Raw genomic sequence first — 14,297 nt, 5'->3', positions numbered from 1 at the left:
CCGGCATGACCCGGCCCCGGGTGCTCCTTCCTCGCACGGGAGGGAGCACCCGGGGCCCTTCGGCACGCCGGGGCTTTCGGCCCGCCGGGCTCGTACGACCCATGCACGTGGAGCACGAGGAGGCGTATGACGACGCTCGCAACCGACGGTCCCGCGCCGTCCACCACCGCGCTCGTACGCTCGGCCACCCGCCGCAGCGGCGCGCGCTGTGTGCTGCTGGCCCTGGCCACCACAGCTGTCGCGACGGCGAACCTGCTGCTGCCCGCCGCGCTGGGCCGGGCACTCGATCTGCTGCTGGCGGGCGGCGCCGGCACCGGGCGCTGGGTGCTGTGGTGCGTCCTGCTCGTGCTGCTGCTCACCGTCCTGGACGCGGCCGAGACCGTCCTCGGCGGGACCACGAGCGCGGGGACCACGGCATGGCTGCGCCGACGGCTCCTCGACCATGTACTGGCCGTCGGGCCGCGCGCCACCGGCCGCTTCGGATCCGGGGACCTCGTAGCGAGGCTCGCCGGGAACGCCGCTCAGGCCGGCACGGCACCCACCGCCCTCGCCGGACTGGCGGCCGCGCTCGCCGCACCGGTCGGCGCGGTGGTGGCGCTCGCGCTGATCAGTCCCTGGACGGCGGCGGTGTTCGTCGTGGGGGCACCGGTCCTGATGCTGCTGCTGCGCGCGTTCACGCGGGACTCGTCGGAGTGCGTGGCCCGCTACCAGCGGGTCCAGGGCCGGATCGCGGACACGCTGTCCGAGGCCATCGGCGGCCACCGTACGATCGCCGCCGCGGCGGCGGAGGAACGGACGACGGTTCGTGTCCTGCGTCACCTGCCCGAACTGTCCCGTGAGGGGCACCGGATGTGGCGGGTGCAGGGGCGGGCCTCCGCGCAGGCGGTGGCCGTGGCGCCGCTGCTGCAGCTCGGTGTGCTGGCCGTGGCGGGCGTCCTGCTCGGCGGGGGCACGCTGACCGTGGGTGAGTTCCTCGCGGCCTCCCGCTACGCCGTGCTGGCGGCCGGGGTCGGCGTCCTGGTCGGGCAGGTCGCGGAACTGGTGCGGGCCAGGGCGGCGGCCGGCCGTCTGGAAGAGGTGCTGGCGGAGCCCCCGACCGAGTACGGTGCGCGCCGGCTGCCTCCCGGACAGGCCCGGCTGGAACTGCGGGGCGTCACCGTGCGCCGTGGCGGGCGCACCGTCCTGGACGGCGTCGACCTGGTCGTACCGGCCGGGAGCACGCTCGCCGTGGTCGGCCGCTCGGGCACGGGCAAGTCACTCCTCGCGGCCGTGGCCGGGCGGCTGACGGACCCGGACGAGGGAGAGGTACGGCTCGACGGCGTTCCCCTGCGCGAACTGGACCGTGAGGAACTGCGCCGTGCCGTCTCCCATGCTTTCGAACGCCCCGCCCTGCTGGGCGGGTCCATCGAGGGCACCATCGCCTTCGGTGTTCCCGCACCCGACCCGGCCCGGGTGCGGGAAGCGGCCAGGGCGGCGCGCGCGGATCCCTTCGTCCGCCGTCTCCCCGAGGGCTATGCCACGCCCTGCGCCGGCGCTCCCCTGTCGGGTGGCGAGATCCAGCGCCTCGGACTCGCGCGGGCGTTCGCCCATCCCGGCCGGCTGATCGTCCTGGACGACGCGCTCTCCAGCCTCGACACGGTCACCGAGCGCGAGATCACCGAGGCCCTGCTGCGCCACACCCCGGGCAGCACGCGGCTGGTCGTCGCGCACCGCGCCTCCACGGCGGCCCGCGCGGACGCCGTGGCGTGGCTGGACGGAGGCAGGGTACGTGCGGTGGGACCGCACGCCGAGTTGTGGCGGACGGCGGACTACCGCAGGGCCTTCGGGGCGGATGGTGCCGATACCACGCGGGGCCCGGCACGGGACGGAGCCGGCCATGACCGGCATGCGTGACGGTGTGGGCCGGCGAGGGCTGCGGTTCCTGCGCCGGCGACGGGCGGTGGTCGTACGGCTGGCTCTGTGGTCGGTCCTGGAGACGGCGCAGACCTTCCTCCTGGGGTACGCGGTGGCCCGTGCCCTCGATGGCGGGTTCCTGGCCGGGCGGATGGACGTCGGGCTCGGGTGGCTGGCGGCTGGAGCGGCCGCCGTGGCCGTGGGCGCGTACGGGACGGCGCGGGTGTACGGCTGTGTGGCGGCGCTCGTCGAGCCGTTGCGGGACCGGCTGGTGCGCGGGGTGGTGGAGCGCGGCGTGCGGGAGGCGGACAGCGGCGCGCTCTCCGGGCTCACGCAACAGGTGGAGATCGCCCGGGACGCCTTCGCCGGGCTGGTGATGGTCTCGCGTTCGTTCGTGTTCACGGCCGCCGGTGCGCTCATCGGGTTGTTCTCGCTCGCGCCGCCGCTCCTGCTCGTGGTGGCTCCCGCGCTGGCCGCCGGTGTCGCTCTGTTCCTGGTCTCCTTGCGGCCGTTGGCCCGCAGGCAGGAGGTGTTCCTGGCGGCCGACGAGGCCCTCGCCTCCCATCTGGGTGCCGTCTGCCCCGGGTTGCGGGACATCACCGCGGGCGGTGCCGAGGAGCGGGTGGCCGCCGACGCCGGTGAACGGATCGACGCGGAGCTTCGCGCGGCCTGCTCCCTGGCCCGCTGGGGCGTTCTGCGGGTCCTGTCCCTCACGGTCGGCGGCCGGCTCCCCCTCGTGCTGCTTCTCGCGGCGGGCCCGTGGCTGCTGGGCCACGGCGTCACGGCGGGTGACCTCGTCGGCGCCCTTGCCTACGTCACCCAGTCCCTCCTGCCCGCCCTCCAGAACCTGGTCCACGGCCTGGGCACCAGCGGATCCCGCCTCGTGGTCGTGCTCCGCCGTCTGGCACCGCCCAAAGCGAGGCCCGCCGACGCGGCAGGCCCGGCCGACCCGGACACGGACACCGCTCACCGCCCGCGTGCCCCCGCCTCGGCGCCTTCGGGCGAGTCCGCAGACGCCGTGAGCCTCTCCTCCGTCACGTTCGCCTACGGCCCGACCAGCGCCCCGATCATCGAGGACCTCACCCTGAGGATCCCGCGAGGCACGCACACGGCCGTGGTGGGCCCCAGCGGCATCGGCAAGTCCACGCTCACCGCTCTCGTCGCCGGCATCCTGGAACCCGTAGGGGGCACCCTCCACTTGTGCGGACATCCCGTACCCGGCAGCACATCGCGCGCACAACGCGTCCTCATTCCGCAGGAGGCGTACGTCTTCAGGGGATCCCTCGCCGAAAACCTCGGCGAACTACGGCCGAAACCCGTGCCGGAGGACGAACTGCGGGCGGCGGCGGACGCCGTGGGACTCACCGGACTGATGGACCGGCTGGGCGGCCCCAACGCCGAGATCGAGCCCGGCGCGCTGTCCGCCGGGGAACGGCAGCTCGTGGCCCTGACCAGGGCCTATCTGTCCGACGCGCCCGTGGTCCTGCTCGACGAGGCGACCTGTCACCTCGACCCCGAGGCGGAGGAGCGCGCCGAGCGCGCCTTCGCCGGGCGCACGGGCACCACTCTCGTGGTGGTCGCCCACCGCATCGCCTCCGCCCGCCGCGCGGACCGGGTGCTGGTCATGGACGGGCGACGTGTCGAATACGGGCGCCACGACGCCCTGGTGGAGCGTTCGCCCCTCTACCGGGACCTGGTGGGCGCGTGGGAACCAGGGCGGCCCCTACAGCCACCCCTCGCCCTGGGAGATGCGGATGGCGTCGATCCTGTTGCGTGCCCCCGTCTTGCGGGTGATGGCTGCCATGTAGTTGCGCACGGTCCCGTGGGACAGGTGCAAACTTCCGGCGATCTCCGCGACCGAGGCGCCCTCGGCGGCCAGTGACAGCACGCTCAACTCCCGCCGGGTGAGCGGTATCTCTGCGGCCTTGAGAAAACCGAAGCCCAGGGAGTCGTCGATGAAACGGCGCCCCGCGGCCACCTCCCGAATCGCTGACACCAACCGCTCCGGCGATCCCTCCTTGGCCACGTACCCCAGCGCCCCGGCCTCCGCCGCGCGCTTCAGAAGCCCGGGTCTGTTTGCCTGCGCAAGCACCAGCAACCTGGGCTCGGCGCTGTCCGAACCCGCACCGCGCAGCTCGGTGAGCCCAGGCACCCCGGAGGCGTCCGCGGAATCCAGGTCCACCGCGCAGACATGCGGCCGCACGGCCCTCACCCGTCGGGGCGCGTCGCGCCCCGACACGTCGTGTATCTCCAAGTCGGGCTCGCGGCGGAGCCACTCCGCCAGGACCGACCGCACCAGACACGCGTCGTGCACCAGTAACACCCGGATCAACGTCGCCCCCTCCAACTCCCCGTTCACCGCTCCCACCCTCTGAGCGCGTGCCCATTGTTGGCGCATGCGACCGTCCCTGGTCGGGAAGATCCAGCCATCGGGGTGCGAGGGGGCGCACAGGGAGCGCCCGCAAGCCCGGTCGCGCAACGATCGAGTGGGCATGCATCGCGGCCAACGGGGTACGGCGGTGACTCCTGTGCGAAGTGGGGCTGCCCAGGACAGCAGCCACTTCAGGGGCGGCCAGGGTTTCCGCGACGCAGCCATCCGAGCAGGCCCCGCCGTTTCCCCGGAGCCTGGCCGGGCCGGCGCGACGCCTGACCTGACAGTCCTGCGGACCGTGCGGCACCCGACGCCCGCGCCACGGGCAGAGGCACCGGCCCCCCGAACCGTGCCTCATCCTCCGGCGGAGCCTTCGGCCCGGGCCGTGGCGCCGGCCGGTGCTCCCGGGCCTCGCCCACGGTCTGCCGCAGATCAGACCGCAACCAGTCGATCTCGTCGGGGTCCTGGGCCGTGGTGATCCTCGTGGCGACCTGCGCGGCCGGTGACCCGGGCGCGCCATGGGCCGGCTGCGGAGGTCGGAGGCGGTTGACGTAGGCGCGCTCGTAGGGGTCCGGGACGATCTCCGCGACCTGGACGGGGTCGAGGAGGGACGCCACGGCCGCGGCTCGCGCCCAGGAGTCCTCGGCCTGGCGCAGCAGGGATCCGAGCCGGCGTCCTCGCCAGTTGCGGGGGCGGAGGTCCAGGCCGGTGTCCAACTGGCCCCGCAGATGCTGCGGCGTACGTCCGCGCAGCATCGGCGCGTTCTTCTCGTCCGCGGCGAACTGCCGCAGTTCCTCCGCCAGATACAGCCACACCACCGCCCTGTAGCGGTTGAGATGGAACGTGACCGGAGCCACCTGACCAAGGCGGGCGAGGCGGGTGAACCGGGCGCTCGTCACGTCCATCAGGGCCGCGCCCTCCGTCGTGCCCACCACCCGGACACGCTCCCTCAGCGCTTCGAGAAAGCCGTTCTCCGACCTCAGTCGATCGAGCTCCGCCCGTGTGACCCGGGTACCTCCGCCTCCCTCGTCAACGGCCGTCCGGATACATCCCAGGTGGACGGCGAGGTCGAACTCTCGCCGCTTCAGCCCCAGTTCCCGCGCGGCATGGTTCTGTGAGAGTGACCTGCCGCGTACCCGGGGGCGAGCCGGCGTGGCGGGCAGGGTGGGCGTGACGGACTGCGTTACGGAGTGCCTGACGGACTGGGTGGCGGTGTTGCCGGACATGACGGTTCTCCCCCGTGTGCTGACGTGCCGGGCGCCGGTTCTGCGCCGCTTCGGAAAAGACCGTAGCCGCTTTGCCGGACATCACCGCCTGCCTGTGGATAACTCCGCAGGGCCGGGAGACCTAGCAGGTCAGAGGCTCAAGGCCGCGCACGTCGAGGCTGTTCGCGCTGAGGCTGTTCACGCTGATGCTGCTCGCGTGGGGGTTGTACGCGTGGCGGTTGTCCGCGTTCAGGATGGCGCGCGTCCACGTCGAGGTGCTCTCCGACACGGTTCACGAGCAGGGTCATCTCGTAGGCGACCTGCCCGATGTCGGCGTCCGCGGCGCTGAGCACGCACAGGCAGCTGCCCTCGCCCGCGGCGGTGACGAACAGCACCGCGTCGTCGAACTCCACCATCGTCTGACGCACGTGCCCGGCGCCGAAGTGGCGGCCGGATCCCTTGGCGAGGCTGTGCAGTCCGGAGGAGACGGCGGCGAGGTGTTCGGCGTCCTCGCGCCTCAATCCCGTGCTCGCGCCCCTCACGAGCCCGTCGCTGGACAGCACCATGGCGTGCTGGACCTGTTCCACACGCTCGGTCAGGTCGTCCAACAGCCGGCTCAGTCCCGCGTTCTGCGGCATGTTCAGCTCTCCCCGTGGTGTTGTCCCCCTGGCTGGAGGATCCGGCGAATCAGCCTTCCCCACCACCGCCGCACGAGCAAGCAGGATGGAGCCATGGCACAGAAGATGACCGACGAGCAATGGCGGGCCTTCGTTTCACACGGGACCCGCACCGGCAAACTCTCGACCGTCCGTGCTGACGGGCGGCCCCACGTCACCCCGATCTGGTTCGTGCTGGACGGTGACGACCTGGTCTTCAACACCGGGAAGGACAGCGTCAAGGGGCGCAATCTGGCCAGGGACGGCCGGGTCGCCCTGTGCGTGGACGACGACCGGCCCCCGTACGACTTCGTCGTCGTGGAGGGGACGGCCGAGTTGTCCGAGAACCTTGACGAGGTCCGGCACTGGGCCACACGGATCGGCGCACGCTACATGGGCGAGGACCGCGCCGAGGAGTTCGGGGCCCGTAACGGTGTTCCGGGTGAACTCCTCGTCCGTGTACGGCTGGACAAGATTCTCGCGTACGCGCGTGTAGCCGACTAGGAACCGCTGTCAGCCCACGGAGTCGAGCAGCCGGGCGGTGTGCATCCGCCCGGCGTACTCGACGAGCCGTATCAGCACCTCCTTCCCGGAGTCGCGGTCGCGGGCGTCGCACAGGACCACAGGCGTTCCCCGGTCGAGGTCGAGGGCGCGCGCCACGTCGTGCGCGCCGTACGTGTGGGCGCCCGCGAAGCAGTTGACGGCGACCACGAACGGGATCTGCCGGTGCTCGAAGTAGTCCACCGCGGGGAAGCAGTCCGCCAGTCGGCGGGTGTCCGCGAGGACGACCGCGCCGAGGGCGCCCTGCGCCAACTCGTCCCACAGGAACCAGAACCGGTCCTGGCCCGGAGTGCCGAAGAGGTAGAGCGACAGTCCTGATCTGATGGTGATGCGCCCGAAGTCCATGGCCACGGTGGTGGTTACCTTCTGGTCCACACCGCCCGTGTCGTCCACCGAGCGGCCCGCCTCACTCAGCAGTTCCTCGGTGCGCAGCGGTCTGATCTCGCTGACCGCCCCCACAAGGGTGGTCTTGCCCACGCCGAAACCACCGGCGACCAGGATCTTCAGCGCCAGGGCAGCCGTGTCCCCGCCTGTCGCGTCGGAATGCTCGGAGACCATTGATCACTTCTCTCAGGAGTCAAAGTGCGGTGTGCGGTCGGCACGGGTACGTGCGCACGAAGTCAGCATGATGGCAACTCCTCATACCTTTCGGGGCGTTCGATCGCATGTTGACCGATCTGACCGGCTGCTGTTCGTTCGCGGATTGAACGCGTGCGGAAGTCTGCGCACGAGCGGGTTCTGCCAGGTTCCGCGCACGGACAGCGAGGAAGTCGAGGCGTCGTCATCTTCATCTTCATCTTCAGATCACCTACAGAGCCCTCAGTCCCTCGATCACCTCACGCAGGATGCGCTCGTCCGGCAGTTGCGCGGGAGGCACGGGTCGGCTGACGGCGACGTGCCCCCACTCCAGTAGGTCACCGAGAAGCACGCGCACCACGCCCAAGGGCAGGTCGGCGCCCGTGGCGAGCTCGGCGACCGACTGGGTCTCGGCCCGGCAGAGGTCGATCATCGCCCGGTGTTCGGGACCGAGTGAGGTGTCGTCGGCGCCGGGGGCCGCGGAGGTGAGCGTGACCATGGCTATGAGGTCGAACGGCACGCCCGTGGGGCCTGGTTGGGTGCGTCCGCCCGTCATGGCGTACGGGCGGACGAGCGGTCCGGCCTCGTGGTCGTACCACTGGCTGCCCGGCGGCGGTTGCGGGGCGCGCGGCCCGTCCTCGGTCATCTGCACGGGTCGTCCTCGGTCACCCGGTGACCGGCGGAGGCGCGGCGGCGCGCAAGGGTGTGCGCAGATGCTCGCCGACACGTTTCACCAAGCGCGCCATCTCGTACGCCACCAGACCGATGTCGGCGGTGACGGCCGTGAGGACGGCGAGGCAGGAGCTGTCGCCGGCCGCTGCCACGAACAGGAAGCCGTCGTCCATCTCCACCAGGGTCTGGCGGACACCACCGACGCCGAATTGGCGACCCGCCCCCTTGGCCAGGCTGTGGAAGCCGGAGGCGACCGCGGCCAGGTGCTCGGCGTCCTCGCGTTGCAGACCGGTGGACGCGCCCATGGCGAGCCCGTCGTTCGACAGCACCACGGCATGCCGTATGTCGCCGACACGAAGCACCATGTCGTCCAGCAGCCAGTCGAGTTCGCCGGACGGCTGGGCGGCTCTGGTGCTCGGGTCCTGGATCATGCGGGGTCTCCTTCGCTGGTGTCGCCGCCCGCCACGGGGCCGGGGAGGGTGTCACGGCGGCCGGGGGCCCTGCCTCCGCCGCGCATCCAGCCGGCGCGGTAGGCCGCCATGCGGTCGCGTACGAGTTCGGGGGTGCGCTCGTCGGCCCCGAGGTCTCGGAGGTTGGGTGCCGGTGGGTCGGGGCGCTGCTCGCGCAGTTGGGGCGCCATGTGCGCCTGCCGCACCCGGCGCGGGAGTTCGCCCGGCCCCTCGGTGTCCTGGACGGTGCGGTGCGGGCGCAAGGTGGCGACTTCAGGGGGCGTCGTGGTCGTGGGTGTGGCGTCCGCCGCCGAGCCCTCCTCCACGGCGGACGCCACGGGAGCCACCAGCGCCGGCCGCTCGGCGGGCTGCTGGAGCGGCTCCTGCCAAGGGGCGGCCGGTGGGCGCGCCCAGGCGCGGTCAGCGGCCTGCCCGGTATCCACGGCCCGGCCGCCTACGGCCTGGCCAGTGCCCACGGCTTGCTCTGCGGCCCGGGCGTGCCCTGCGGCCCGGGCGTGCCCTGCGGCCCGGGCGTGCCCTGCGTCCGGGGCGGGCCCGGCGTCCACGGCCGGACGAGGTGAACGCTCCGCCGCGCCCGGGCGCAGCAGGGCTGTCGGCAGCAGGACGACCGCGGTGGTTCCGCCGTAGGGCGAGGTCCGCAGGTGGACCTTGATGTCGTGCCGGGACGCGAGCCTGCTGACCACGAACAGACCGAGCCGGTCACTGTCGAACAGGTCGAGGGCTTCGGACTGTTCGATGCGCCGGTTGGCTTCGGCGAGTTTCTCCTTGCCCATGCCGAGGCCGCGGTCCTCGACCTCCACTGCGTAGCCGTTGCCGACCGGCTCACCGGTGACGCGCACGCGTGTGTGGGGTGGGGAGAACTGGGCGGCGTTCTCCACCAGTTCGGCCAGGAGGTGGGTGAGGTCGGCGACGGCGGTGCCCTCGATCTGCGCCTCCGGGAGTTGCCGTACCTCCACGCGCGCGTAGTCCTCCACTTCGGAGACGGCCGCACGGACCACGTTGGTCAGCGAGACAGGCATGCGCCAGGCACGGCCGGGGGCCGCCCCGGAGAGGATGATGAGGCTCTCCGCGTGCCGCCGCATGCGCGTGGTGAGGTGGTCCAGCCGGAAGAGGTCGCTCAGTTCGTCCGGGTCCTCGGATCTGCGCTCCATACTGTCCAGCAGGGTCAGCTGGCGGTGCACGAGGACCTGGCTGCGGCGGGCGAGGTTGACGAAGACCCCGGAGATGCCGCCGGCCAGCTCGGCGCGTTCGGCCGCGGCTCGGAGGGCGGCCCGGTGCACAATACCCAGGGCCTCGGCGACCTGTCCGGTCTCGTCCTCGGCGGGCTTCCCTGGCGGGGCCTCTGCGTCGACGTCGATCTCCTCCCCCGCGCGCAGCTTGCGCATGGCCTCGGGAAGTTGGCGACGGGCGATCTGCAGGGCGCTGTTCCTCAGGCTCACGAGCTCGACGACGAGGGCGCGTCCGATGCGCACTGAGATCACGAGTGACGCGGCGACGGCGACGAGCCCCAGGAGGACCGCGGCACCGGCCGGAGTGAGCAGGCCGCGTGTGAACGGGCCGGCCCGGTCCGCCACGCCGTGTGCGGCGCCCGTCTCGATCGCCCGCATGGCGTCCTGCACGCGCGCGTGCGCCGTGTTCCAGTCGTCCTCGGACACGGCACCCGCGGCCCTCGCGCCGGGGTGGGCCGCGAGCACCTGGTCCTCGAGTCTTGTCAGGGCCGCGTGGGCGCCACTTTTGACGAGGCCGCTCCAAGCGGTCCGGTCGGGTCCCCGCAGGTCCGCCACGGCTGTGCCGGTCAGGGTGCGACGGGTCTCGACGGCGCCGGTGTACAGCCGCAGCCGCTCACCGTCGAGTGCTCCGGTGAGCCGGGCGCCGGCGAGCACGGCGTCCTCCTGGGCCAGTGCCTCGCCGGCGCGTGAGAACTCGAGCAGGACACGCGCGTCGGAGCCGAGCTCGGCGTCCTGGACGCCGGTGAGGGCTCCTCCCACCCCGAAGGCCTTCACGATCGCCGCCGTGTAGCGGGTGTACGTCTGTCGCCAGCCTGCGCGTCCGTCGACCACGGTGGTCCGCAGCGCGCGCAGCTGCTCGGCCCCGGTGACGAAGGCATTCAGGCGCTCGGCGACCCCGGTGGGCAGTTCGGCGCCGTCCGCGACGGTGTGGCGGTCGCCCAGCCTCAGCTTGGCGACGGCGCGTTCCGAGCGCTCCGCCAGCTCCTCGAATTCGCTCTCCCGTCCCGGGGCGGGGCCGGTGGCCAGGCGCACGGCTGCGGTGCGCTCGGCCTGGAGCGCGGCGACGGCGGCTGCGACCGGGGCGCGCACGGAGGCGTCGACGCGCTGCGACTGCCGGAGGCGGGAGACGTCCTGGGCGGTACTGACGGTGGCGTACGCCCATAGGGCGAGCAGTGAGACGACGGGCACCATCAGCAAGCAGACGATCTTGGCCCGTACGGTGCGCGGGCGTACGCGCGGGCGTATGTACGAGCGTCGCGGGCCGGAAGATGCTGCGCTCAGGCCGGCGTCGGGGCCGGGGCGCTCATCGGCGGGCGGGCCCGCGTGAGCACGGCGGCCACGCGCCGGGGGCCGCGCCGACGGCTCGATGCCGGCTGCAGGGGTCCTGCGGGGTGTACGCATGGCCTCCTCGATCAGGGTGGTCAGAAGTGCCCGAGCAGCGGTCGCGCGCCTCAGTGAGCGGCGGTCTCGACGGGGCGCTGCGCGGACGCCGACGCCTCGCTCTCCCCGGCCGTCGGCGACAGCGCGACGAACGCCGAGGTCAGGAAGAGGTAGGACCCGAGGCCGACGGCGAGGGGGAAGATGAACTGCATCGCCGTGGCCCCGGGCAGGACCTCGCCGGAGGGAACGACACGCACGCTCACCGCGAGCATCGCGGTGTAGTGCATGCTGCTCACCGCACCGCCCATGACGAGGGAGGCGGCGGTGACGGCGACCGGTGAACTGATGTTGAGCGCGGCCCACAGGGCCGCCGTCGCCGCGACCACCGCGATCACCACGGAGAGCGCGACGAGCACCGGGTCGTAGCTCACGTCGCCGTGCAGGCGCACGGCCGCCATGCCCAGGTAGTGCATGCTCGCGACGCCGAGTCCTGTCGTGAGCCCGCCGAGGAGCAGCGCGCGGGTACGGTTCCGGCCGTACCCGACGGCGAAGACTCCCGCGCAGACGACGGCCATGGCGACGAGAAGGCTGAGGATCGTCAGCGGCACGTCGTAGCGGATTTCGGTGCCGCCGACGCTGAAGCCCAGCATGGCCACGAAGTGCATGGTCCAGATGCCGGTGCCGATCGCGGAGGCCGCGGTGACCAGCCAGTTGCGGCGCGACCTCCCGGTGGCCCCGAGCGCGCGAACGGTGCACCGCAGCCCGAGGGCGGCGCCCGTGCAGGCCATCACGTACGACAGCACGGGCGTCAGCCAGCCGAAGGCGGCGTGGTCCAGGTGTCCCATGGCCCAGGGACGCTAGTCCGCACAAGGGCGCACAAGGGGAGCACGTTTCGAAAGCTGGTGCAATATGACGCATATCTGGGATGGAACGATCGCGTCACGCTCGAACATGCGCACCGCGTCGGCCTCCGCTCGGGTGAGGGATCATTCGAACATGCGCAACGACCACACACGCGTCCAGGAGTTCTTCACCGCACGCGCCGCCGACTGGGACACGCGGTTCCCCGATGACGGCCCGGCGTACGCGGCAGCGGTCGCAGAGCTCGGGCTGAGTGCGGGCGATCGCGTCCTCGACGCGGGCTGCGGAACCGGACGGGCCCTGCCGCCCCTGCGTGCCGCCGTGGGGCCCTCCGGGGTCGTCGTCGGAGCCGATCTGACACCGGCCATGCTGGAGGCCGCCGTGCGGGCCGGACGGGATCGCCACGGGCAGTTGCTCCTCGCCGATGCGGCCGCCCTGCCCCTGCGCGCGGAGTCGCTCGACGCCGTGTTCGGGGCGGGACTCGTCGCGCACCTGCCCCGTCCCGCCGACAACCTGCGGGAGCTGGCACGGGTGGTGCGGCCCGGCGGCACGCTGGCGCTCTTCCACCCGATCGGCAGGGCGGCGCTGGCGGCACGTCAGGGCCGGCAGCTCACCCCGGACGACCTGCGGGCGGAGGGCAACCTGCGGCCGTTGCTCGCTGGGGCGGGCTGGCGGATGACGTCCTACGCGGACGAGGACGACCGGTTCCTGGCACTGGCCGAACGAGCCGGCTGATCCACCCGCGGCCGAAGCGCTCCACCGGGTAGTCCCTCTTCTGCCGCCGGCGTCGCAACCCTACGTTGGACATGAGCACTTGAACGATCAGTGACATCAACCGCAGGGGGAAGGCGTCCCACATGTTCAGCAGGCTCCGCAAGTACTTCGGCAGATTCGGCGGCTCCGAGCGCGCGGTCGTCGGCACCGGCGAGGACAAGCGCGGGCACAACCTCTTCGAGGCTGCCGCGGTGTACGTCGCGGCGTGCGCGGAGGACGATCAGGACCGGATCGACGAAGCCGCGGCGTGGGTGTCACCCGAGGCGCTCTCCTTCGGGGTGAGCGAACTGGCGTGCCGGGCTGTCATCGCGCTGGCGCGCGAGCGCGACGAGTCGCCCCAGCGGGTGGCACGCGACCTCCTCGGCCTGCCGGCCGCCTGACCGAGTGGCGGCGTACGGCCGATTCGTCCCGGTCCCCAGGGCGACCGCGGCGCTGTCCGGGGCTCCGCCGTCGTGACAACGGCCTTCCGGGCGCATTATGGTGCGCCGACGGACGAGAGCGATGGGGAGGCTGGGATGGCCGGGACGGACGAGGACGCCGTCGCCGCCGGGGACGACGCGCTGTATGTACTGACCGCGGTACTGCTGACACCGGCGCAGTTCCCCAGCGTGCTGGGCGACGACTATCCGGCGGCCTGCGCGGCGCTCGGCCTCGCACCGCTCACCGACGGTTACGGCCTCGTGCTGGGCCAGGACGGCGACGGGGCACGCTGGACGGTCGTCGTGGACGACGTGTCGCTGGTGGCCGTGGCCATCGCGTCGTGGGACTGCGGCATGGAGTACGACCTGTCGCCGGACGAGCGATCGGTCGTGGCCGCGCTGCCCGGCTGGCCCCTCGCGGTGGCCGTGGCGGCGCCCGGCGTGCCCGCTCCGCACGACCCCCCGCCGGAGATCGCCGAACGGCCACCCCTGTGCCCGCCGGACACCGAGGTCTGGGGCCCTGCCCAGCGCCGTCTGGGAGCCGACGAGATCGCTCTGCAGTGGGCCATCTGGCGGGAGCAGCTCGGCGACGACGCGTTCGTCAACCGCCAGGGCGGCGACGCGTCCGGCGCGGCTTCGGCGACCGAGGGTGGCACCTCACCGTCCGAGGACGGCGCAGGGCAGAGCAGCACCCGCAGCAATATCCGCCGAGTCCTCGCCGAGGCACGCGCCTACGTGGACACACCGCCGCCACTGGGACGCGTTCGCTCGTCCTTCGCGCCGGGTGACGCCCGGACCCTCCGCGCCGACGGTCCCGGCTGGTCCATGGTGGCCAGGACCGACGACATCGCGTTCCTCCTCATCGACGAGGAGCCCGGTGAGGTGCTGCCGGTGGGCCGGGGCCCGGAGCTCCCCGGCCTTCTGGAGTCCCTCGACAAGATCGCGGTACGCCCCAACTGAGCCCACCGGTCACCGGCCCGCACCGCGGGCCGGTGACGCCTCAGCGGCCGAGCTCCTTGCGCGAGACACGGCGCAGCCTGCGCCGCTGCGAGGGGTCCAGCATGAGATATGCGGCTGTCGGGATCCCCAGGACTATCAGGAGGTTGGCCCAGAAGGGGAAGGGCAGCAAGATCAACAGGATGATCCCGACCGCCGCGCCCCCTGCGGCGATCTTCGCGTTCTTCGACATCTTCGTCGCCTCCTTCGCGGCCACTGCCGCTCTCTGCCCTG

13 protein-coding genes and 2 pseudogenes are annotated in these 14,297 nt (G+C 72.5%); 6 read left to right on the top strand and 9 right to left on the bottom strand.

Annotated features, from left to right (window positions below; all coding sequences use genetic code 11):
* Positions 1 to 126: 126 nt before the first annotated feature.
* Both ACZ49J_RS14520 and ACZ49J_RS14515 read left to right on the top strand, forming a co-directional pair.
* On the top strand, positions 127 to 1,893 hold the full coding sequence (locus ACZ49J_RS14520; RefSeq protein ID WP_467448035.1) for an ABC transporter ATP-binding protein: 1,767 nt from the start codon (positions 127 to 129) through the stop codon (positions 1,891 to 1,893).
* Positions 1,886 to 3,775, top strand: coding sequence for an ATP-binding cassette domain-containing protein (locus ACZ49J_RS14515; RefSeq protein ID WP_467448284.1), 1,890 nt, complete (start codon positions 1,886 to 1,888; stop codon positions 3,773 to 3,775). Before ACZ49J_RS14520 ends, ACZ49J_RS14515 begins: the two co-directional genes overlap by 8 nt.
* Here ACZ49J_RS14515 and ACZ49J_RS14510 read toward each other — a convergent pair.
* The 3 genes and pseudogenes from ACZ49J_RS14510 to ACZ49J_RS14500 form a co-directional block, all read right to left on the bottom strand.
* Positions 3,701 to 4,291 (bottom strand): annotated as a pseudogene (locus tag ACZ49J_RS14510) (response regulator); the annotation flags it as partial. The gene ACZ49J_RS14515 and the pseudogene ACZ49J_RS14510 sit on opposite strands and share 75 nt — an antisense overlap.
* Before the next feature lie 164 nt (positions 4,292 to 4,455).
* Positions 4,456 to 5,490, bottom strand: coding sequence for a DUF6397 family protein (locus tag ACZ49J_RS14505; protein ID WP_467448034.1), 1,035 nt, complete (start codon positions 5,488 to 5,490; stop codon positions 4,456 to 4,458).
* A 221-nt stretch (positions 5,491 to 5,711) separates the two neighbouring features.
* Positions 5,712 to 6,107: pseudogene (locus ACZ49J_RS14500) on the bottom strand (roadblock/LC7 domain-containing protein); the annotation flags it as partial.
* 93 nt (positions 6,108 to 6,200) lie between these two features.
* Between ACZ49J_RS14500 and ACZ49J_RS14495 the strand changes: the two are divergent.
* A complete protein-coding gene (locus ACZ49J_RS14495; RefSeq protein ID WP_467448032.1) occupies positions 6,201 to 6,629 on the top strand; it encodes a PPOX class F420-dependent oxidoreductase in 429 nt (142 codons plus the stop codon).
* A 9-nt stretch (positions 6,630 to 6,638) separates the two neighbouring features.
* Here the strand turns inward: ACZ49J_RS14495 and ACZ49J_RS14490 are convergent, their stop codons facing one another.
* From ACZ49J_RS14490 to ACZ49J_RS14470, 5 genes are all read right to left on the bottom strand, one after another.
* Positions 6,639 to 7,244: a GTP-binding protein gene (locus ACZ49J_RS14490; protein WP_467448031.1), complete on the bottom strand. Its 606-nt coding sequence runs from the start codon at positions 7,242 to 7,244 to the stop codon at positions 6,639 to 6,641.
* A 250-nt stretch (positions 7,245 to 7,494) separates the two neighbouring features.
* Positions 7,495 to 7,908, bottom strand: a complete 414-nt coding sequence (locus tag ACZ49J_RS14485) for a DUF742 domain-containing protein (protein WP_467448282.1) — start codon at positions 7,906 to 7,908, stop codon at positions 7,495 to 7,497.
* Positions 7,909 to 7,927: 19 nt separating this feature from the next.
* A complete protein-coding gene (locus ACZ49J_RS14480; RefSeq protein ID WP_467448030.1) occupies positions 7,928 to 8,365 on the bottom strand; it encodes a roadblock/LC7 domain-containing protein in 438 nt (145 codons plus the stop codon).
* The gene (locus tag ACZ49J_RS14475; RefSeq protein WP_467448029.1) at positions 8,362 to 11,034 is read right to left on the bottom strand and encodes a sensor histidine kinase; all 2,673 of its coding nucleotides are present in this window, start codon (positions 11,032 to 11,034) and stop codon (positions 8,362 to 8,364) included. Before ACZ49J_RS14475 ends, ACZ49J_RS14480 begins: the two co-directional genes overlap by 4 nt.
* Before the next feature lie 50 nt (positions 11,035 to 11,084).
* Positions 11,085 to 11,858, bottom strand: a complete 774-nt coding sequence (locus tag ACZ49J_RS14470) for an MHYT domain-containing protein (protein WP_467448028.1) — start codon at positions 11,856 to 11,858, stop codon at positions 11,085 to 11,087.
* 151 nt (positions 11,859 to 12,009) lie between these two features.
* Between ACZ49J_RS14470 and ACZ49J_RS14465 the strand changes: the two genes are divergently transcribed.
* The 3 genes from ACZ49J_RS14465 (at position 12,010) to ACZ49J_RS14455 (ending at position 14,027) form a co-directional block, all read left to right on the top strand.
* Positions 12,010 to 12,609: a class I SAM-dependent methyltransferase gene (locus ACZ49J_RS14465; RefSeq protein WP_467448025.1), complete on the top strand. Its 600-nt coding sequence runs from the start codon at positions 12,010 to 12,012 to the stop codon at positions 12,607 to 12,609.
* Between the two features lie 122 nt (positions 12,610 to 12,731).
* Positions 12,732 to 13,028: a hypothetical protein gene (locus ACZ49J_RS14460; protein WP_467448024.1), complete on the top strand. Its 297-nt coding sequence runs from the start codon at positions 12,732 to 12,734 to the stop codon at positions 13,026 to 13,028.
* 135 nt (positions 13,029 to 13,163) lie between these two features.
* The gene (locus tag ACZ49J_RS14455) at positions 13,164 to 14,027 is read left to right on the top strand and encodes a hypothetical protein (protein WP_467448023.1); all 864 of its coding nucleotides are present in this window, start codon (positions 13,164 to 13,166) and stop codon (positions 14,025 to 14,027) included.
* A gap of 40 nt (positions 14,028 to 14,067) precedes the next feature.
* On the opposite strand, the gene ACZ49J_RS14450 is transcribed toward ACZ49J_RS14455, so the two are convergent.
* On the bottom strand, positions 14,068 to 14,256 hold the full coding sequence (locus tag ACZ49J_RS14450; protein ID WP_366824747.1) for a hypothetical protein: 189 nt from the start codon (positions 14,254 to 14,256) through the stop codon (positions 14,068 to 14,070).
* Between the last annotated feature and the right edge of the window lie 41 nt (positions 14,257 to 14,297).

The organism is Streptomyces sp. NPDC030840 (assembly GCF_055572015.1).
Note: the sequence above shows the minus strand (reverse complement) of the source record. Positions and strands in the feature narration are given on the sequence as shown.